Annotated in this window: 12 protein-coding genes; 3 read left to right on the top strand and 9 right to left on the bottom strand. The window is 45.0% G+C overall.

The window, feature by feature from the left end:
* Positions 1–6 precede the first annotated feature (6 nt).
* From CS948_RS15655 to CS948_RS15695, 9 genes are all read right to left on the bottom strand, one after another.
* Complete coding sequence (locus CS948_RS15655) at positions 7–3,009, bottom strand: SusC/RagA family TonB-linked outer membrane protein (protein ID WP_255302039.1); 3,003 nt, start codon at positions 3,007–3,009, stop codon at positions 7–9.
* Positions 3,010–3,492: 483 nt separating this feature from the next.
* The gene (locus tag CS948_RS15660) at positions 3,493–4,032 is read right to left on the bottom strand and encodes a sigma-70 family RNA polymerase sigma factor (protein WP_176555081.1); all 540 of its coding nucleotides are present in this window, start codon (positions 4,030–4,032) and stop codon (positions 3,493–3,495) included.
* Between the two features lie 327 nt (positions 4,033–4,359).
* Positions 4,360–5,784, bottom strand: a complete 1,425-nt coding sequence (locus tag CS948_RS15665) for a hypothetical protein (RefSeq protein WP_099292622.1) — start codon at positions 5,782–5,784, stop codon at positions 4,360–4,362.
* 24 nt (positions 5,785–5,808) lie between these two features.
* Positions 5,809–6,591 carry a DUF4843 domain-containing protein gene (locus CS948_RS15670; protein ID WP_099292623.1) on the bottom strand — a complete coding sequence of 261 codons (783 nt, stop codon included), beginning with the start codon at positions 6,589–6,591 and terminating at the stop codon, positions 5,809–5,811.
* Positions 6,592–6,609: 18 nt separating this feature from the next.
* On the bottom strand, positions 6,610–8,064 hold the full coding sequence (locus CS948_RS15675) for a RagB/SusD family nutrient uptake outer membrane protein (RefSeq protein ID WP_099292624.1): 1,455 nt from the start codon (positions 8,062–8,064) through the stop codon (positions 6,610–6,612).
* A 22-nt stretch (positions 8,065–8,086) separates the two neighbouring features.
* On the bottom strand, positions 8,087–11,416 hold the full coding sequence (locus CS948_RS15680) for a SusC/RagA family TonB-linked outer membrane protein (RefSeq protein ID WP_255302040.1): 3,330 nt from the start codon (positions 11,414–11,416) through the stop codon (positions 8,087–8,089).
* A 108-nt stretch (positions 11,417–11,524) separates the two neighbouring features.
* Entirely contained in the window at positions 11,525–14,191 is a 2,667-nt protein-coding gene (locus tag CS948_RS15685) for a zinc-dependent metalloprotease (protein WP_255302041.1), read from the bottom strand.
* Positions 14,192–14,232: 41 nt separating this feature from the next.
* Positions 14,233–15,405 (bottom strand): FecR family protein, encoded by a 1,173-nt coding sequence (locus tag CS948_RS15690; protein ID WP_099292626.1) that lies wholly within the window; start codon positions 15,403–15,405, stop codon positions 14,233–14,235.
* A gap of 294 nt (positions 15,406–15,699) precedes the next feature.
* Complete coding sequence (locus CS948_RS15695) at positions 15,700–17,607, bottom strand: RecQ family ATP-dependent DNA helicase (RefSeq protein ID WP_176555171.1); 1,908 nt, start codon at positions 17,605–17,607, stop codon at positions 15,700–15,702.
* A 105-nt stretch (positions 17,608–17,712) separates the two neighbouring features.
* On the opposite strand from CS948_RS15695, the gene CS948_RS15700 reads away from it, so the two are divergent.
* The 3 genes from CS948_RS15700 to CS948_RS15710 all read left to right on the top strand — a co-directional run bounded on the left by CS948_RS15700 (position 17,713) and on the right by CS948_RS15710 (position 21,607).
* The gene (locus CS948_RS15700) at positions 17,713–18,555 is read left to right on the top strand and encodes a peptidyl-prolyl cis-trans isomerase (protein WP_255302042.1); all 843 of its coding nucleotides are present in this window, start codon (positions 17,713–17,715) and stop codon (positions 18,553–18,555) included.
* Positions 18,556–18,667: 112 nt separating this feature from the next.
* On the top strand, positions 18,668–20,005 hold the full coding sequence (locus tag CS948_RS15705; protein ID WP_099292628.1) for a peptidylprolyl isomerase: 1,338 nt from the start codon (positions 18,668–18,670) through the stop codon (positions 20,003–20,005).
* Between the two features lie 27 nt (positions 20,006–20,032).
* The gene (locus CS948_RS15710) at positions 20,033–21,607 is read left to right on the top strand and encodes an OstA-like protein (RefSeq protein WP_099292629.1); all 1,575 of its coding nucleotides are present in this window, start codon (positions 20,033–20,035) and stop codon (positions 21,605–21,607) included.
* The last annotated feature ends 29 nt before the right edge of the window (positions 21,608–21,636 follow it).

Consider the following 21,636-nt stretch of genomic DNA (forward strand, 5'->3'; position numbering starts at 1 on the left):
CTTCATTTAAAAGGTTGTTCTCAACGTAAAATTAAACCCTCGCTGAAACGGGTATTCCGTTCCCCGTTCTTGTTTCACGGATGAAATCCGGGCAATGTCCGACATACCGAATCCCACGTTCATCCTTCTGATACCGACTTTCTTCAACCACTCCGCTTGCCACTCGTAATTCAGCATCACACTCGTGATTGCCAACAAATTATCCCGTTCCACGAAGCGTTCGGAATATCGTTTAACAACCGTTTCGTTTTCGGGAATCCCCAGAAAACGCACTAGATCACCCGGTCTTTTCCATCTCTCCGTAAAAGCCCGTCTATCCACGTTACCCAAAGGATCAATATTCTCCACTTTATTCGCTAACGTCGTGTTATACAGGTCACCACCAAAACGATAAGCTGCCGACACATTCACCGAAAATCCCTTATACCCGAAACCGGTAAACAAACTCCCTTCCAACGTGGGATTCGTGTTCCCCACCTCTACCCGCTCTTCCGAATCATAAGTAAACGTGTATTTCCCGTTCTTCTTGATATACACCTCCTGCCCGGAAGCAGGATCAATCCCTGCCGAACGCATGGCATATATCCCGAATTGCGAACCACCCTCCACGAACATGGGTTGCGGTTTCACCCCGTAATAAGCAGCCAGATTCTGAGCCCGGAGCGCATCCGAAATCCGTGTCAATTTATCTATCACGCGTGAACCGTTCACAGTCACGAGCCACGACATATCTCTCGTTTTCAATATCTCGGCAGAAATTGAGAACTCGTAACCGGAATTTCGCAATTTACCCATGTTCACGTGTACCTCGGATACTCCCACGGACGAGGGCAAGGAAAGAGGCATAAGTACATCCTTCGTCCTCTCGATATAGTAACTCGCCGCCACGTTTATTCTTTCATTCCATAAAGCAGCCGTCAATCCCCAATTATACTTGTTCGTGATCTGCCACTTCATATCGGGATTTCCCATTGTGATCGGCACGGCACCAAGCCCACCGTAATGAAGCAAATCATTCCCGTATAAGTAAGTCGTCATAGCTTGATACGGGGAGAACGTCACGTTAGCCGTGGAACCCACGCTAAATCGCAAACGTAACACGTTCAACCAATCGAAATCCATAAAATCCTCCTCGTGTATATTCCACCCGATACCCGCCGACCACACCGGCGCGAAACGATGATTACTCCCGAACTTCGAGGAACCCGACGTTTTGTATGAACCGTTCACGAAATAACGCCCCAACAAATCAAAACTGCCATTCACGAAGAATCCGACTTCCGCCGATTCCTGCTCACCACCTGTCGGCTTGGTGTTCACGTACTGTGCGGCAAACTTCAAATCGGTCATTTTATCTTTCAGAAAGCCCTCCGCTTTCAACTGTGAAGCGGACGATTTATATTTCCCGATATCTGTTCCTGCACTCAAAGAAACCACAGTCGTTCCCGCCTCGTTTAATACCAAACGATAGTTCAGCGCCATCTTGGCACTCCAATCCGTACTCTCGCCATGGGTTTCCGTGTAAGTTCCTTTCTTGTTGGCAAGCACCTCGGAATCGAAGCGGGAATCCTCCGGTGAAACATACACTTTATTCCGGCTATCCCGTTGACTCACGCTCAAATCACCAGAAACGAACAAAGACTTGAACACATCCCAACGCACAGATAAATAATTCGTTATATTCTTGCCCCGGTTCTTCGAGAAACTGGATAGCGAAGCGTTGTACAACGGGTTCTGTTGAACGTTTCCCTTCTCGCCGAGCGGGTAAAAATCGTAGTTCCGGATATATTTACCGGACTCGTCATACACCGGATTGTAAGGATTCATCAAAGTATATTGCGCGAAACTCCCGTAAGGACTATTCTTACTATCGGTCATCGTGTAAGCGAAACGATAGGTAATCAATAACTTCTTACGCAGGCGATATCCCAACGAGAAGTTGACACCGTAATTCTTTCGGAAATCACCTTTCATCACGCCATACATATCGGTAAAGCGACCGGCAACCTTGTACTCTATATTCCCGCCCCGTCCGGTAAGGGATGCCGAATGCCCGTGAGTAAAAGCTGTACGCAACGGTTTGGAAGCCCAATCCGTATCGACCCCCCGACGCACGTTTTCCAGTTTATAAGCGTAAGACGGGTAAAGACTCCCGTCCGCCTTGTCATAAAGTCCTGCCAAACGCTCCAACTCGAGTTTCTGTTCCGCGTTGCAAAGACGCAAGGAACTTAAATCGGGAAAACTAAAGATAGGGGTAAAATTATAGCTGAGCCTCGGTCGATTTCCTTTCACCCGTGTACGCTCGATCAGAATCACCCCGTTAGCAGCTTTCTCGCCGTATAGCACGGCGGCAGAAGCATCTTTCAAAATATCCACCCGTTCCACGTCATAAATATCCAAATCATACAACTCTTCAATTGTTATCTTCACCCCGTCCAGAATAATCAAAGGCGTGTTCACTCCCGACTGATCATTCAACACTAACGAACTAGCACCCCGAATCAGTATCTCGGGAACGGCATTCGGGTTAGACCCTTGTTCATTATTCTCGATAACCCGCAATCCCGGAACCAACGTTGCCAGCGCTTGAATGATATTGTTCGGAGAAACCCGTAACAAGTCTTCACCTCTCAACGTGGTGATCTCTCCGGTAAAAGCATTCTTCGGCAAGGTGTAATACGCCGTAACAATCACATCGTCCAATTCTTTCGTATCTTTAGACAACACCACTTCAAGCACGCGGGTTTTCGGTACCCGCGTCTCCAAAGTCTTCATCCCGACATACTTGAATTCGAGTATGACATCATCTTTATCCGGCACGTCCAGTTTAAACTTTCCATCCTTGTCCGTGACACATCCCCATGAGGTTCCTTTCACCACAACCGTGACTCCCGGTAACGGCTCGCCCTCCTCTCCTTTCACCTCTCCGGTAACTACAACTTTCCCAGAACGTGTATCACCGAATCCCGGAAAACGGAACAGACACACGCAACAAATGATCAGAAGCATCGAACAAAAAATTCTAGACATTTTATTTAAACCCTATAATAAAGTTTCCTTTCGTTTACTATTTTATAAATTCTTGTATCTAATATACACTTCTACCATAACTAAAAACTTCCGATAAATCGCTAAGGTATATCCAATACCTTAAAAATCAACCCAAATACATCTAAATATATAGTAAAACAATATGCATCACCATGTGTCAACATTCAAAACACATGCAAATGTACCACAAAAATATACCATCATTTCCCGTAATTTACATTTTAACACGTGTATTTTACAACATAGCGAACAAAAGTAATAGAATAATTAAGAATCGTCAATTCCCCTGACAAATTATTTCATTGACTTACTGCATCAGGAAAAGACGGCAAAAGAAATTGCAATTTCACCAACAAAAAGAAGGCAAAAAATTATTTATTGAGGAAAACTAAGGGTAGGGAAACTTTTTTCGTAATTTGCTACCCGGACATAGCAAAAAGACTAGAAAAAACAGCGCAAACACCATTGATAGGGGCCCATATTCTTACGAAGTTGCTTTAAAGCTTCCCCCTTTTTATTTTTAATCGTCTGCTCGGAAAGATTCAATTCTTCGGATATCTCTTTCGTGGAATACCCTTCCAGACTCATGGCCATAATATCACGATAATCACCGGATAATCTGGCTATCTCCGCCCAAATAATCCGTTTCACTTCATTTTCAATAATCTCGTTTTCAATATCACAAACAGAAGCTTGCTGTAATAATGCTTTGTTTTTTATATCCAAATGCCGCAACTCGTTCAGACAAGCATTTCGGACACAAGTATACAAGAACCCGATAATCGCCTGAAAAGAAGTAAACTGCCCGCGTTTCTCCCAAGTTTTTATAAAACTCTCGTGCACGACATCCACACACATATCCTCTTCACGCAAGAAACGACTCGCGTAAACCCCCAACGTGGCAAAATATTGATCATACAATACCTCCAAGGCTTTCTCGTCACCTTTCACAAAACCATCATACAACGCTTTTTGTTTCATCAACATACAAATTTACTTATGTATTAATAAACGTTCGTTAAAAGAGAGAGCAAAAAAACTAACACGACTAAAACAATATACAGTGTTAAAATATTGATTGTAAACTATTAAATATCTCTTTAGTTATTTGAAAAAGATTTGGATTTTTACTATATTTGGATATCAATAATCGAAGGTTTAATGATTCGCTCACACGGCTTCTTTTCAACATGTACTCCTTGTCATTAGAAAATATTCCAACCCCTCCTCAACAAACAGAGAAAGAGCCGGAATACTTAAATCAGATTACAGGAATCTTAAATCTAAAATCATTAAATCCAAAATCTCCTACACTCTCTCTTTATAAATCACAGTCACGGGTTCATCCCCTATATTCTTGTGCGTTTCCACCAAGCGACTATTTTCCGTGTCATAAATATAAAGACTGCCTTTCAAGGTTTCAGTACTATTTTTCTCGTACACACCGACATAAAGATAACCGTGGTCAGGATCCAAAGAAAGAGTCTTTATTTCCATTCCGTCCGACACCGTTATAACAGGTTGCGTGGGTAACTCCTCGTAAGGTTTATATCTATAAATCGCATTCTTATACGTGTAATATACACAAGTATGGGGTTTTACTCCTACCAGTATGGAATTACGATCCATACATATCTCTCCCGTAGCCGTGTATTCTTTCATATTGGCAGCCGTTGGTTTACCAAAACTACTTGAAGTTGTACGACCGATATATACCTTGGAAGGATCATCTTTCCGTGTGGCAAATATATACAAGTTCGTACCGATAAAGCAAGTCTGTATAATATCCAAATCCGCGAAATTACTTCCACTCGTTACAATATACTTTGATGTACTGGCAATATAATATGTCGAATTCTCGTAATTCACGAACACGGGTTTATTATAGGGAATCCCCGCGTCAACATCCAAATCCGCGAAAGCATCCAACACGAGTAATTCATCCAGCATCGTTTCATAAACATAAGCCCTTCCGTCGGAAGAATACACGTGCATATTATCCTGACTCGAAATTCCAATAAATTGCTGAAGAGCGGCATTCGGGAATCTCGCGGCAAAGGAACTTGCCATCTCGATACCAAAAGTTCTGGAATCCATATTATATATTCTCGCGTCACTACCGGAACTAATCATCAAGCGTCCGTCATGCTGTATCATGTCTGTCACGTTCTTTAATTCCATATCCGGGTTACAAACCTCCATAATATCATCTTGGAAATAAGGCTCCTTCCCCGCGCTAATCTCCTCTCTTGTCAAGGTTTTCATGAACGAAAGCCGACCTTTTCCCTCGCTATTCTTACTAAGCATCGTGATCCCCTCGGCATATTCCGTGTCAATCTGTAACACGAAATACTTAAATTCGGTTGTTTCACCGTTATCCACTTTCAACCTTAAACCGAACGTACCCAATTTCCGGAAAGCATAATTCAATTCCAACTCTGTCGACACAACATGAAGCGTGTCTTTGATCGGATAAGGCTTTAAAGCTCCACCCGACATATTCAATTCCCCGTATGCCCATTCGTAAGTCAACGGCAACTCCTCTCCCGACTGTTCCACCTTCACGTGATTTACCACTAACTCTTCCCCGAAATAAGTGGTAAGCGTGTCGTAAGCCGCCGAAATAGAAACCTTCGATACATTATTCCTCCCCAAGGTTGAGTCGTCATCATAACAGGAATACATTCCTGCCATGATACAGAATAACAGAACTATATAAGATTTTGTTTTCATAACATATTCTTTTTAATTTCTTTACTACCGAATAAACCTATCCGGATTTACCATGGCAAATCCCTCGTAAGTATTCGCCGGATCACTATAAAAATCATAAGCCGGTTTGAACACGTAATTGATCCAGATTATATTACCCGCCCTTTGGTAAAATCCGGCTGGAGCATCCTCCAAGTAAAGCCCGTATTCCTTCACCGCATCGGCATAGAAAACCGGTTTCAACTCCTCCAACTGCCAGAAATATTCCAACATCTTCCGGTACAACCTGTCATTATTCTGCGCGTAAACACCTAAATAATTGGCTGCCCACCACTGGGGAGCAGGCAATGCCCCATCCACAACAGCCAATCGATAAAAATTCTTGGCTATCGGTTGGAAGTTTTCGTTTTCCTTAAACCGCAAGTAGATGTACACGGGACTATCCATGATATCATCCGTACGTTCCAACACGAGCGACAATTCCCCATCCACTTCATTCTTGGGAATAACCAACTTGCCAAATTTAAAGTGCTTATCCAACACGGCCGTCGAAGAGTCCGCCACCATTTCCACCTCGTACTCCTGTTCCTCGTTCATCGGCATCCCGATCACCTTTACCGGAATCTTATACTCGATTTCCGACTCGTTGTACAAGGCAAAACTGAAAAACACGGTATCATTAGCCGTCTTCTCGACTGCATGCAATCTATCCCACGTGAAATAAATCGACCTTTTCTGGTTTGCGTCATAATAAACAGCATCGTTACTGCAAGCCCATATTCCCGAGAAAAGGACTATTCCGATATATATCAAATATTTATTTTTCATAACGACTCACTTTAATAGTTATTCATTAGGGCGATAATCTTCTTCCTCTGTCGGTAACGGCAAAGCATAAATTTTATCGCTACCGGGAATCACGGCCGAAGAAGTCGCCAATCTTACCGAACTGTTCAATCGTTTCAAGCAGAACCACCATTGTCCTTCCCCGAACAACTCTTTTCTTCTTTCCGCCATGATATCATCCAACGTGATCTCTACAGCAGGTGTACGATTCTCGAACTTCACCATTCCGCGGGCGCTGAGCACCGTATCCAAATACCACGTTGCACCCGTTACATCCCCCTCGTCCAACAAAGCCTCTGCCATAATATAATACATTTCGGGGATTCTCACCATACTGGTTCCCAAGTAAGGCCCACCGCCATAACTCGTGGTTGTAGAAGTCGTATCGGATACCCGTCCCATCATTTTCACGCATATATCCCTACTAACCCCACTCTTCTCGTAAGTTTCGAACCAAGCCGAATAGCGGTAATCGCTCCCCGGCGCGGGACCCGCATCTTTATAAATATCCGCGAAACCGTCACACAACTCTCCCAATCCTTGCCGATTGATATGTTGCGTGTACCAGTCGGAATATATTTCAGCATTATACAATCCCCAAATCGTTTCGTCCAAAGAAATTGTTTTCTGCATGAAGCTACTCAAGTTCGTCTTATTGGCAAAACGGAATTTATTGGAACGAATCACCTTATCGGCATACGTTTTGGCTTTTGCCAAATCACCTTTCATCCAGTACACCCGAGCCAACATAGCCTGTGCCGCGTAAAGATTAAAATGCAATACCCGTGCCCCGGTAAAACCTTTCTCGCTCCCGACCCTATTGGCAGGCATATACGTTTCGTCATCCGCCAACAAAGTTTCCGCCTTCTCCAAATCGGCAATAATTTTCCCGTAAACATCTGCCACGGAAGAATAAGGCGTTACTTTGAAATCATATTCCGTTACATACGGGATAGCTTTCGCTTTCGCCGACTCGTTCGAGGAATTGATATGCACGGCAAAGAACCGCAACAAATCGAAATGAATAGCAGCCCTCAATCCCAAAGCCTCGCCCATGTACAAATCATAATAACGGAAATCCTTCTCGCTCTTTCCTTCCAGATTCTCAATAATATTATTCAAGTAGCTAATCGTCAAGTATCCCGTTTTCCAAATACTCTTGTACATTCCCCGGGTTTCACTCCGGTCATACTCCAAACGCCCCAGATAAGGCAGATACGAATAGGTGGAAACGAAATTCTGTCCCAATATCTCCGGTATCATATTCGACATCAACCGACCGTACATATCCTTGGTTACCATCGTCATGTACACACCGTAGAGAGCATCTTCAACCCCGTCTGCCGAGTTGAACATATCGCCATTAATCACTTCCGAATCCGGATTCACATCCAGAAAACTGTCACAACAGCAGAAGGAAAACGATATACACAGTAGAATTATTATCTTTTTCATACTCTTTTCTATTTACAGTTTGCTAAAAAGTCGGTCTAAACGTGATATTAAAACTCCTCTCGAAAGGATAGGAAGTTCCTCTTTCCAACTTCATGGAAGAGAAACGCGCAATATCGCTCATCCCGAAACCCACGTTCAAACGCTTGACACCGATCCGCTTCAACCATTCCGGTTTAAACTCGTAAGTAAGAGAAATACTCTTGATCTCGAATAAATTATCACGTTCCACGAAACGTGCCGAATAACGTTGAGCATCACTTTTGCTTTCCGGAATTCCCAAAAAACGTTTCAAATCACCCGGTTCCTTCCACCTGTCGGTAAAAGCCCGGCGATCCACATTCTCCCAAGGGTTAATATTTTCCACCTTATCGGCAAGCGTACTATTATAGGCATCTCCCCCGAACTTGTACCCCGTCGTGATATTCAACGTGAACCCCTTGTAAGTAAGGCTGGTAAATATACTTCCCTCGAGAATAGGATTCGTGTTGCCCACTTCTACCCGTTCATCCGTATCATAATCCAAAGTATATTCCCCGTTTTTGGTGATAAAAACTTCTTTTCCGGAAGCCGGATCAATACCTGCCGACCGCATGGCATAGATAGCGAATTGTGAACCTCCCTCTTCAAATCTCAGAGAAGGACGTGCCCCCAAAGACTGAGTTACCTCGTAAGCCTTCAATGCCGTGGACACGTTTGTCAATTTATCCATCGTGTGCGAACCGTTCACGGTAACCATCCAATACAAATCCTTTTGTCTTATGATTTGTCCCGATATTGAAAACTCGTATCCCGAATTTTCCAGCTTACCCATATTTACCTGCACCGAAGACACCCCCACCGACCACGGTAAAGAGATCGGCATCAAAGCATCCTTCGTCTTATTCTTGTAGTAACTGGCGTCGATATTCACACGCTCATTCAACAACGTCGCACTCAAACCCCAATTATATTTTGTCGTGAGCTGCCAATTCAAATTCGGGTTTCCCATCGTGATAGGCACGGCACCGATTCCCGCGTAATGTATCAAATCGGTCTTATACTCGTAAGTCGTCATCGCTTGATAGGGCGAGAAGGTCACGTTAGCCGTGGAACCCACGCTGAAACGTAAACGTAGCATATTCAACCAACTGACATTACTCATGAAATTCTCTTTATCCACGTTCCAACCGATACCCGCCGTCCATACCGGGGCAAAACGATGTTCGCTTCCAAACTTTGATGAGCCGGCAGACTTATAAGAACCGTTCAAAAAATAACGTCCCAACAACTCGAAACTACCATTCACGAAAAAACCTACCTCCGTGGATTTCTTATCACCTCCCGAGGGACGAGTACTGGCATACTGCGATGCAAATTTAATATCCGTCATCCCGTCTTTCAGAAATCCTTCCGCTTTCGTCGTGATTGATGAAGAATTGTTAATACCGATATCAGCACCCGCGTTCAAAGATAACACCGTGTTACCGTCTTTATTCAAGGGCAAACGATAATTCAACACGAACTTGCCCGCCCAACTGGTTCCCTCGTTATTCGTGAAAGAATAGGTTCCCCGCTTGTTCAAGGTAGCCCCCTCGAATGAAGAATCATCTGGCGACACGTACACTTTGCTCCACGACTCCGTCATCTTCACATTCATATCTCCCGTGATAAAGAAAGACTTGAAAATATCCCAACGCATACTCAAATAATTCGTGAACGACTTACTTCTCCCCTTGTTAAAACTGGATAGAGTAGCGTTATACAACGGATTGCCTTGATTCTTAGAATCTGAAGAACTACCGGACAACGGATCAAAATAATAAAGTTTGATATATTCCCCGTCCTCATCATATACCGGGTTATACGGGTTCAATTTCGTGTACGTGGAGAAATCCCCGTAAGGACTCGCTTTACTATCCGTCATCGAAAAAGCGAAACGATACGTGAAAGTCAACTTATCGCTCAAATGATAAGCGAAAGTGAAATTCAACCCGTATCTTCTACGGTTATCCCCTTTCATCACACCGTAAGAATCTCCGAAACTCCCGTTCGCCTTGTACTCGATCCCGTTGCCCCTACCGGACAGATTCACCGAATGATTGTGCGAGAAAGCCCAACGCAAAGGTTTGGAAGGCCAATCCGTGTCTACCCCCCGCCGCACGTTATCCAATTTATAATAATAAGCCGGATCAAGACTACCATCCACGTTATCATACAACCCGGCAAGGCGTTCCAATTCCAACTTCTGTGTTGCATTAGTCAATCGCAAGGAAGTTAAATCGGGATAACTGAAATTGGGTGTAAAATTATAACTGAACCGGGGCTTCGTTCCTTTTACCCGTGAACGCTCTACCAGAATCACACCGTTGGATGCCTTCTCCCCGTACAATACCGCGGCAGAAGCATCCTTCAACACGTCTATTCTCTCTATATCATGAATATCCAAGTCATACAATTCTTCTATCGAGATTTCTACCCCGTCGAGCATAATCAAAGGGGTATTCACGTCCGCTTGATTTTCAGTCATAATAGAATTGGCACCCCGAATCAAGATCTCGGGGATAGCATTCGGGTTTGAGCCTTGCTCGTTATTCTCCATGATTCTCAACCCCGGAGTCAAGGCAGCCAAAGCCTGTATCACGTTGGTTGAAGACACTTTCAACAAATCCTCCCCCTTCACGGTCGTGATTTCACCGGTATACGCGTTCTTCGACTGCGTGTAATACCCCGTGACTACCACGTCTTCCAACACCTTCGTGTCCTCTTTCATCACCACGTTCAACTCTTGTGATTTCGTGATCGTGAAAGTCTGGCTCGACATACCGATAAAATTGAAAATCAACACCATTTCTTTCTGAACGGGGATTTCCAACTTGTACTTTCCATCCACATCGGTAGCCACCCCCAAAGTCGTACCTTTCAACAGTACCGTGGCTCCGGCGAGCGGGGTTCCTTCCTCGTCTTTTACCTCTCCCGTGATCGTGATCTTTTCCACGGTTTTGGTTTCCTGACGCTTTTTGATCACCACCACGTCATTGACAAATGAATAGGCGTATGGTGTATCTTTCAAACAATAATCAAGGACTTCCCGGATAGTGGCATTTTTAAACTCTCTCGTGATCAAAGGGATTCCCTTAATTTCCTCGTGGTTGTAAACAAAATCCAACGAGGTTTCCTTCTTCAACGTATTCAGCACCTGCAACATCGTGGCTTTCTCGAATTTCAGATTCAGAGGTGTCTTCTCGTCGTATTTCCGGGACAACGAATCACAGAAACCGGAAAAACTGAATAGAAGAATGCAACAAAGCGACAGGCAAACCTTAAACATTCGCCGCGGCTTGTCACCGGATTTCAAAGACAGATTCATTTTCATATTCAACATATTTAAGTTAGTTCGTAAAGTTTATAAGGTTCATAAAGTTTATAAAGTGACGAGGTTCTAAACCTTATGAACTTTACAGACTTTATGAACTTTATCAACTCATTTCTCATTCAACGCTTTCAACGCCTCATCCAACGTGTAAAGCATCGCTTGGTAGTGTGCCTTCGTTTCGGTATCTGCCGAAGACAATTTACTGTTCAACAGATTCTTCACCCGAATAGCGTAAGCGTGGAAACGGGTTTTGGAATCATCGATAGTGCGGGTATTCACACGGTATTGCCACCCGTAGCCGTACTTGAAAGAATTAAGAGCCATTTGTTTCGCCACGAAGCCGCGTCCCCGTTCGCGTTCTATCTCCCGCAATTCATCCCGAAACGCGCTCACCAAACCGGATTCGTCCAGACCGTAAGTGACAATTTCATCCACGGAAGGCATATACGCCTCGTTCCCCACGGCAGGCACATCCTCATCAGTCAACACTTTCACCAATTTCGACTTCTTCGTGATCACGTCGGCAGACTGGTCTATCGACAAACGTTGCAAGATCTTCTCCCCTTCGGTCGGCTTCCGGTTCTTAATAGCACTTTCCCAAACTTGGGCGTACATATCGTCAAAATAATCTTTCATCGTGTAGGGATTCTTGGATACATGGGCAGAAAGCATCACGTTCTTGTAACATCCCAACAACTCGGTTCCAGTGTAATAGCGCACGATCGGGGGCAAGGCAACCCGCAACGAGAACTGGTCGGTCAACGTTTCGTTGTGCAGCCAATCACTATTCTTCAATTGATTCAACACCCACAAGAAAGATTTCCGTTGCACCTCTCTCGGCACGGATTGGTACGTCTTACCCGGTGTTCCCGCCTTCACTTCCGACAGGTAAATACCACCCACGTTATACATCACGTTGCGCAAATAACGATAATACTGGTTCCCCAACTCGTTATACATCTGCTCCTTGTAAGCGCCGTCCGCGTCATCCTGAATCCACTCGTTCAAGTGTGACAAAATATATTTCAGATTCCGTATCCCGTACTCCCCCGCCTTAATCGGGTCATTCCCCAAATCTTCCTCGATAGCACTCGGGTCATAACGCTCTATCACCTGCTGTTTCCCATAGCGGTACAACGGATCGCCCGCTTTCTCGTCTATCCAACTCTCCAACACGGCTGCCTCCTCTTTCGGGCTAAGTCCCGGTAGTGGCGTGTACAACCATTTAATCACGTACTCGTCATACACTCCTAGATCGGGCGGAGTCAACTTCACCCCTTTATCTCCCGGCTGCGCCACGTAATTAAAGCGGGCGTAGTCCATGATAGAGGGAGTCGTGCCATACTTTCGAGTAAAAGTTGCCGACCGCAACGAGTCCACGGGATAGGCGGCCGAAGCAGCCATATTATGCATCAAACCAAGCGTATGCCCAATCTCATGAGCGATAATATACTCCAAAGATTCCGCCAACACGTTATCCGGTAGCTTCTTCCCCCTCACGGATTCATCCACTTGTGAAGTCTGCAAGAAACGCCATTGGTTCACGAGCTTCGCCACGTCATTGAAAATAATCACGGACGCGTTGATAATTTCCCCGGTTCTCGGGTCTGTCCACGAGGGACCCATGGCATTGGATATCGCTGCCGGCACGTAACGGATGCAGGAATACTTCAAGTTATCAGGATCGAAATTCGGGTCGTCCTTCGGGAAATCCAACACTTGTACCGCGTTCTTGAACCCGATCTTCTCGAAAGCCTTGTTCCAACGCAAAGTACCCCGACGCATCGGCTCCTTCCACGCTTCCGGGAAAGCATCGTCCAGATAATACACGATCGGTTTCACGGGTTCCACCAACTCGCCCCGTTTGTAGGCTTCCATATCCTTGGGTTCCAACTTCCAACGGGTAGCCAGAGTATAGGCCTGAATCTTATCCTGATCGGTCGAGATATGCTGTTTTGCGTTCGTCAGGAACACCCCCACGCGGGAATCGCTGACACGGGGATGCATCTTCTCCTCCGGCAACAACAACAGCGTGCGCGTAGCCTTCACCGTCAACGGCTCGTTCCTTTTCAATAAAAGTATACCCAACATCTTTGCTGTCACGGAATAGGAAAGGTATGATTTCACCGTCACGTTATCGTCAAACGCTTTAATATCATCCAGAATAGACCCGGAACTATTAAACGCCGCAGTGATCTCCACCGTCCCCCCCGAATTAGCTATCGGCGCCAACTTCTCCACGTTCCCCGTGAACAGGGAGGTCATATCGACCAGAAAAGCGGAACTATCGTTCGTGTAACAATAAATCTTGAACGAGTTGATAATCGGGTCCATAAAACTCCGCTCCATCACGGTTTTCATGTGTCCCTCGTTCTCGTTACAGGTGGCCGTCACGTTCACCTCTCTCATGAATATCGTGCTATCGGTCTTCGTGAACTTGATATGCATAGGCGGTTTCGGTTTGTACCCGATAGCGCACAGGTTATTGTCACTCGCCTCAGAAATCGTCGATGCCAACAACATTTCTCGGTTCAGGTACTTCGCGGGAATCTCGAAATAAAGTTTCCCGTCCACCTTATGCAAGGTAACAAAATTGCCCCGTGCCGTCACGCACAGCTTATTCTTCACCAGCTTGTCATACTTACTCTGCCGCTTCACGGGTTCTTTCTTCACCTCCGTGGTGGCTTTTTTCTTCTTTTTAGCGGAAGCAAAAGTTAGCTCCGGGCATGGCAATACAAATAGCATCACCATACTTAAGGTAATCCATCTTTTCATTTCAAAAATTTAAACCAAACTTATTTTTTCACTCTATACCTTTAGTGTACTTTCTCATGACTATCGTACACCGTAATCTTCTTATCATCACTTGTTTTAAATACCACGTCGGCAGCCTGCTCCATGATTTGCAATACGGCTGTTATATTCTCGTACCGGGGAATAAATCCCGAGAACTTGTATTCTTCGATTTCCGGGTTGTTAAACACGAAATCCACGTCATACCAGCGGGATATCTTTTTTAACAAATCCTTCAATCGTTCCTCGCTAAAACTAAACTGGTCTTTCGTCCACGAGATATACGAATCAACATTCACCTCCCGCGTGGTGATACCCGAACGTGTCACCGAAGCCATCACCCCGGGAATCAGCAACACCCTCGTGTCCCCCCGCTCCACGTTCACCCGTCCCTCGACCAGCGTGGTCATAGACACGTCATCACTCGCGTAAGCCGAGATATTAAACGTCGTACCCAGTACTCTCACCTTGTAATCGGTACAATGCACGATAAAAGGTTTCTCCGCGTCTTTAGCCACTTGGAAAAATCCCTCCCCGTCAAGGAATACTTCCCGGGTATCGCCGTTAAACGCCTGCGGGAACCTTAACCGCGATTCGGAATTCAACATGACCTTCGTTCCGTCTGCCAATTGCAGGGAATAAGCCCCTCCCCGCGGAATCTCCAAGGTATTATACACAAGAGTATCCGAACCCGAAGTCTCGTGATACACCAACGCCTCCCCGTTATTGCTCACGAAAGGCAATCGCTCGATTAGTGTGTCAGTCATCACGGGTGTAATCTGTAACGTATCGCCCCCGGGCAAAATCAAAGAAGCCTTCTTGCTGAAAGAATACTCGCCGACTGGCAAGACTTTTGCCAACTGCCGGGGAGGCTCCTTCTCGGGAGCGAGCAAGATATAAGAAGCAATACCCAAAACGAGGAACGAAGCGGCAATTGCCACACGATACAAACGATGCACGGAACGTCTTTTCCGAATACCTTTCTCCACGACAGCCCACTCCCTGCGGGTATCAAATTGCTTGTACAGCGCGTACTCCGCGTGTTCCTTGTATTCACGTTCCAAACGTCGGTACATCTCCTCGTTGGCCTTCGAACAAAATTTCCACGATATAAAAAGTACCTCTTCATCCGGGGTCAATTCCCCCCGAAGACTCCGTACAATCAAACGAATAATATCATCATTCTCTTTTCTCATCTCATCGCTATTTCCCTTATAACACTTCACGAGAAAAAAGGTACCGATGATTCTAAAACTTTTTTTCTTTCACTAAATAAAACTCGAAATATATCTTTAGTTTTATGTTCCCTATATTATTCTCTATCCCTACTTTACCTTAAAAATACTGGTTTAACATACCACAAAGGCAGCATAAACGACGGGTTACGTTCATGATACGTCCATGATACGTTCATGCTACGTTCATGAGGTAGCGAAAGGGTAGCGTAAGGGGTAACGAACCCTTTACCATACACAAGTTACAAGTAAACTTTACCGGCTTATCAATCCCAAAACGGACGGAGTGACATATCGAATCTTCCCTTCATCCAGTAATGCCCGAATCCGCTCGACCACCACCTCCGGTGACACACCTATTCCACGGACTAATTCATTTACAGGAACATCCCGCCCCGCGAGCAATTGCAGTATCCGCTCGTCCGTCCCGACAGGTTTCTCCCTTACCGACGCTTTCTTCCGACTGATACACACGTCACATATACCGCAGGCTTCGCTTTCCTTCTGCCCAAAATATTCCATCAACAACAATTGCCGACACGTTTCCTTGTCCTCGCAATAACGCACCATAGCCTCGATTTTGCTCGCGTACGCGTGTTTGCGCTCCTCGTAAGCCTCCCGACCGATAGACACGTATGACAGAGGCAAGCGGGGACGGTGGAAAATAACATAAGGTTTCGTGTCCCCCGGCACGTAACGGATAATCTTGCGTTTAGCCAGAGTAACGAAAGCATCATACAACTCTTTCCGCTTTATCCCCAGTTGATCCGCTAAAAAGCCCTCGTCAATATAAGCATCTTGAACAAAAATACCCGCGTAGTTTCTCATTAGAAGTACCAATAACTTCTCCATTAAAGGGTTACCCGTGTCAATATCGTACAAACGATCACGCACGACGATAAACATCACCCGGGAACGAGTATTCAAATCGGTCGTGTAAGTCAGATATCCCGCCACGTCCAATATTTCAATGGCAGACATCGCTTTCGCCAAGTTCAACTTGAAATTTGTCACGAATACATCCGGGTTAAATTCCGACACGAGCCCCTCGCCCTCGCCTTCCCCCAATTGATAATAGTTAAACAAAGCCTCGTACACCCGTTTAATATACTCTTTCGACGGGAACGCATCCTCTATACGCCTTTTTAACGCACCCACGGCCGGGGGAGAAGACAACAACACGGCATACGCCCGCTTCCCGTCCCGTCCGGCTCGTCCCGCTTCTTGGAAATATGCCTCGGGACTGTCCGGGATATCGTAATGCACCACTACCCGCACATCCGGTTTGTCAATCCCCATCCCGAAAGCATTGGTAGCCACGATAACGGGTACTTCCCCGTTCTTCCATAATTCCTGACGTCGTGCCCGCTGTAAAGAAGACAAACCGGCATGATAGAAATCGGATTTTATTCCCGATTTATTCAAGAAAGCGGCCACGGACGAGGCTTTCTCCCGTGTACGCACGTACACGATAGCCCCTCCCCGCACCTTGGACAATATGTTATAAAGTTCGAGCGGTTTCGCCTCCGTTTCCCGAATCACGTACGAGATATTCTCTCTACGGAAACTCTTTGACAGGACACGGGGAGTCTCGAAACGAAGTTGTTGCTGGATATCTTTCACCACTGCCGGGGTTGCCGTGGCGGTCAAGGCGAGGATAACCACCCCGGGGAAGTATTCCCGCACATCCGCTATTCGCAAGTACGCGGGGCGAAAATCATATCCCCATTGCGATATGCAGTGAGCCTCGTCCACCGTGATCATGCACACGTTCATCATCCGTAATTTTTCACGGAAACGCTCGGAATACAAACGCTCGGGAGAAACATAAAGGAACTTCACCGTATCGTAAATACACTTATTAATAATAGATGCCACCCGTTCCGTCTTCATCCCGGTATAAATCGCCTCTGCCGAAATCCCTCTCCCTTTCAGATCTTCCACCTGATCTTTCATCAACGCGATCAAAGGAGTCACCACCAGACAGACGCCCTCCATCGCCAATCCCGACACCTGATAAGTAAGGGACTTCCCCCCGCCCGTCGGCATAAGGGCAAGTGTATCCCTCCCGCTCATCACGGAGCGGATAATATCCTCTTGCAGGGAACGAAACTCATCATATCCCCAGTACGTTTTCAATATATCCTTTATATCGCGGGTCATCATTCGAAATCTTCCACAAAAATACAAAATACACGAAAAAACTGCCACGAATCGATAGAATTAAATCGCTTTTTATTATTTTCGCCCGAATATAATTCAAGCGAGATGATGAAATTACAATATATACTGTTGATAACCCTTTTTCTGGGTGCGTGTAAAGAAAATTTCCCCGAAGAGGAAAAGCCCGTTGCCAAGGCATTTGATAAATATTTATTCCTCTCGGAAGTAAATAGTATCATCCCCGTCGGCGCCCCCTCGGCAGACAGCACGATCATGGCACAAAGCTACGTGAGAAACTGGATAACCAAGGAACTCCTGCTCCACAAGGCAATCCAGAATCTAAGCGATGAAGAAAAGAATATCCGCAAGCAAGTGGAAGATTACTCCTCGTCCATCCTCATCCATAAATACAAGGAGAAACTCGTGGCTCAAAAACTCGACCGGGGTATCAGCGATGCCGAGATAGCGCGATATTACGACAACAACAAGTTCAACTTCATACTCAACACTCCCGTCGTGCGGGCATTGTTTATCGTGTTGCCGAAATCGGCTATCAATATTGACAACGTACGGAAATGGTTCCGCTCGAAAGATGCCAAAGATCAAGCGGCACTGGAAGAGTATTGCATTACTTCGGCTAAAAAATACGATAATTTCAATGACCAATGGATACCCTTGCGCGATATATTGAACCTGTTGCCCATCACGGGCAGCGATTGGGAAGCCAAATATAAAAACAAAGAGTTGATAGAAACGGAAAACGACGAGAATTACTATTTCCTGAAAATATACGAAACTCGCCAAGAACACGAAACTGCTCCCCTCGGGTACGTGAAAAAAGAAATCGAAATACTATTATTGAACAAACGCAAAATAGCCTTCGAGGAAAACCTAGAGAAAGACATAAACGCGGAAGGAACACGTAAAGATTACGTCAAAATTTATTAACAGGATTTGAAAATTAAAAATAAAAAAGCGAAAACGAACGGATTATTCTTAGATTTGAAGAAAAAGTATTAGTTTAGAGCGTTTTTATTGAGTATAAATTTATTAAAGGATTATGAGATATTTATCACTGCTTATACTTTTATTTTTAGCTAGTTATGCTTCAGCACAAAAGAACGTGATTGACAAGATTATCGCTGTGGTCGGAGAAGAAATCGTGTTGAAATCAGACATCGAGAACGATTTTTTACATGAACAGACGCGAAGCGCAATCGCTAATCAAGCCGATGCCAAAGCTCAAATATTCGAGAACAGACTGGTTCAGAAGCTATTGATGGCGCAAGCCAAAATAGATAGTATAACAGTTTCCGACACGGAAGTAGAAGCACAATTAAACTCTCAGTTGGAAGAATACGTGAGAAACATCGGTTCACGCGAGAAACTGGAAAGCTATTTCGGTAAATCATACGAGGAAATCAAAAACGAAATGCGTACCCCGATGCGGGAACAAATGATCACCAATCGGATGCAACAGAAAATAGTGGAAAACGTTCGGGTTACCCCTTCGGAAGTACGTTATTTCTACCGCAAATTCAACAAAGACAGTTTACCGGAAGTGGGTGACAGATACGAGATACAACAAATCGTGATTAAACCGAAAATTGCCGACACGGAAAAAGAACGTATCCGGAACCTGCTTAGACAATACCGCGATGACATCCTTGAAGGCAAACAATCATTCAATACGTTGGCAGTACTCTACTCGGAAGACCCGGGAACCGCTGCTAAAGGTGGAGAATTGGGTTATATGTCCAAGAACGAATTGACACCGGAATTTGCCGAAGCGGCATTCAGCTTGAAACCGGGAAAAATATCCAAAATCGTGGAATCGGAATACGGTTTTCACATTATCCAATACATCGACCGCCAAGGAGATAAAGTAAACGTTCGTCATATCTTGTTACGTCCCAGAATTGAAGAAAAAGACCGTGAAGCAGCCCTTCAACGTCTGGACAGTCTGGTGACTACCATCAAAAACGGGGAATGGACATTCGAAGAAGCCGCTTTCTGGGTATCAACCGATAAAAAAACCAGTAAAAACGGCGGACTCCTTTTCAACGCGTACGACGCGGATTCCAAATTACCGAAAGAGTTAATCAAAGGAGATATGGCACGTCAGGTAAACAGCCTGCAAGTAGGTGAAATCTCCGAACCCTTCCTTGACAGAACAGAAATAGGCGACGAGTACAAAATCATCAAAATAAAAGCGTATTACCCCGCTCACACGGCTAATCTTGAAGATGACTGGATGAGCTTCGAGAACGGGCTGAAAAGAAAAAAAGAACAAGAAGTTATCGAGAAATGGATCAAGGAAAGACAAGCGAATACCTATATCCATATCGACGATGAATACAAAAACATCAAATTCCACTACGACGGTTGGATTAAATAATTGATGATCTAAGATTGACTATTTTTCATGGCAAGAGCAGGTATTTGGGTTGGAATGTTATGCGTGTTATGGGGATTATTCCCCGTAAACGGTATAGCACAAGTAAAAAAGTCGAAAGTAAACATTCTGAATTCCGATAATTTCAGCATGGATACCCAGAATAGCCTGCGAAAATTTATCGGGAACGTACACATGAAGCACGATGATGTACTCATGTGGTGCGATAGTCTTTATCAAGTAGAACGACCGGATACCAATTACCTTGAAGCCTTCGGGCATGTGCGGGTCATAAAGAATGACAGTATCCACATGACAGGGGATTACATGTATTATGACTCGAACAAAAAAATGATACAAGTACGCCGGAACGTAACCCTCAAAGACCCGCAAATCACGCTAAAGACCAATTATCTGGATTATGACGGGATTTTCGACATCGGGTACTATTTCAACTGGGGTAACCTAAAAGATGAAGTAAACACGCTGGATAGCAAACAAGGCACCTACTTCACGCAATCCAAGCTCGCCTTCTTCAAGGATAGCGTGAAAGTGGTTTCCCCCGATTACGATATCTATTCCGATACATTGAAATACAACACCGAGACAAAACTGGTGTACATCCTCGGTCCCACCAATATTTACGGCAAAGGCGAAGACAACAACACTCTCTACTCCGAAGACGGATGGTACGACTCCAACTTGGGGCATGCCGAGTTGTATAAAAATAACCGCCTCACCCACCTCACTTACACGGGATACGGCGACACCATGATAATTGACAGTATCAGCGGCATGGCAAACCTGTACCGGAACATCACTTTGATAGACTCGGTCAACGACGTGATCGTGAAAGGACATTACGCCCAGATGAACCGGGAAACCAACCAGTCATTCGTCACCGACAGTGCCCTACTTATCCTTTGCAGCAAACAGGATTCCCTGTTCCTGCACGGCGATACCCTGTATATGGAACAAGATTCCGCCAAAAATCAAATACTACGCGCGTTTCATAAGGTCAGATTCTTTAGCCAAGATATACAAGGCGTATGTGACTCTATGGTATACCTGACCGCAGATTCAACCGTAACCTTGTACAATGAACCCGTTACATGGGCATCCGGTTACCAGATGACTGCCGAAAAAATATCACTGCTCACGGGTAACGGGCAAATCAAACAATTCTATTTGAACAACAAAGCCTTCATGGTCGGACGACGATGGGATACCGAAATGTTCGACCAGATCAAAGGAAGAAATATGACCGGGTATTTCAAGGATAACGAGTTATACATGGTATACGTGGACGGGAGTGGCGAAACCATTTACTACCCGGATGACCAAGGTGCTATTATCGGTGTCAATCGTGCCACCAGTTCCAACATCCGTATCATGATAGAGAAACGACGGGTGACAGATATCATTTTCATAAACAAACCCGACGGTGACCTGACTCCCCTCTTCCTTGTCGACCCGAGAGAAGAACGTCTGAAAGATTTCCGCTGGTTGAAATACCTGCAACCCCTCGATAAATACGACATCTTCAACACCCCTCAACCACCTAAACAAGAAGAGGAAGAAGACGAAGCAAGCGATAATTCTTAGAATATTATCAACTTTCCATTATACATATT

Source organism: Butyricimonas sp. Marseille-P3923, assembly GCF_900184685.1.
In the GTDB taxonomy this organism is placed as follows: Bacteria; Bacteroidota; Bacteroidia; order Bacteroidales; family Marinifilaceae; genus Butyricimonas; species Butyricimonas muris.

Coding starts and splice junctions, on each gene's coding strand:
- CS948_RS15685 (WP_255302041.1), bottom strand. CDS start 14,191: ATGAAAAGATGGATTACCTTAAGTATGGTGATGCTATTTGTATTGCCA.
- CS948_RS15690 (WP_099292626.1), bottom strand. CDS start 15,405: ATGAGAAAAGAGAATGATGATATTATTCGTTTGATTGTACGGAGTCTT.
- CS948_RS15665 (WP_099292622.1), bottom strand. CDS start 5,784: ATGAAAACAAAATCTTATATAGTTCTGTTATTCTGTATCATGGCAGGA.
- CS948_RS15710 (WP_099292629.1), top strand. CDS start 20,033: ATGGCAAGAGCAGGTATTTGGGTTGGAATGTTATGCGTGTTATGGGGA.
- CS948_RS15695 (WP_176555171.1), bottom strand. CDS start 17,607: ATGACCCGCGATATAAAGGATATATTGAAAACGTACTGGGGATATGAT.
- CS948_RS15700 (WP_255302042.1), top strand. CDS start 17,713: ATGATGAAATTACAATATATACTGTTGATAACCCTTTTTCTGGGTGCG.
- CS948_RS15670 (WP_099292623.1), bottom strand. CDS start 6,591: ATGAAAAATAAATATTTGATATATATCGGAATAGTCCTTTTCTCGGGA.
- CS948_RS15655 (WP_255302039.1), bottom strand. CDS start 3,009: ATGCTTCTGATCATTTGTTGCGTGTGTCTGTTCCGTTTTCCGGGATTC.
- CS948_RS15705 (WP_099292628.1), top strand. CDS start 18,668: ATGAGATATTTATCACTGCTTATACTTTTATTTTTAGCTAGTTATGCT.
- CS948_RS15660 (WP_176555081.1), bottom strand. CDS start 4,032: ATGAAACAAAAAGCGTTGTATGATGGTTTTGTGAAAGGTGACGAGAAA.
- CS948_RS15680 (WP_255302040.1), bottom strand. CDS start 11,416: ATGAAAATGAATCTGTCTTTGAAATCCGGTGACAAGCCGCGGCGAATG.
- CS948_RS15675 (WP_099292624.1), bottom strand. CDS start 8,064: ATGAAAAAGATAATAATTCTACTGTGTATATCGTTTTCCTTCTGCTGT.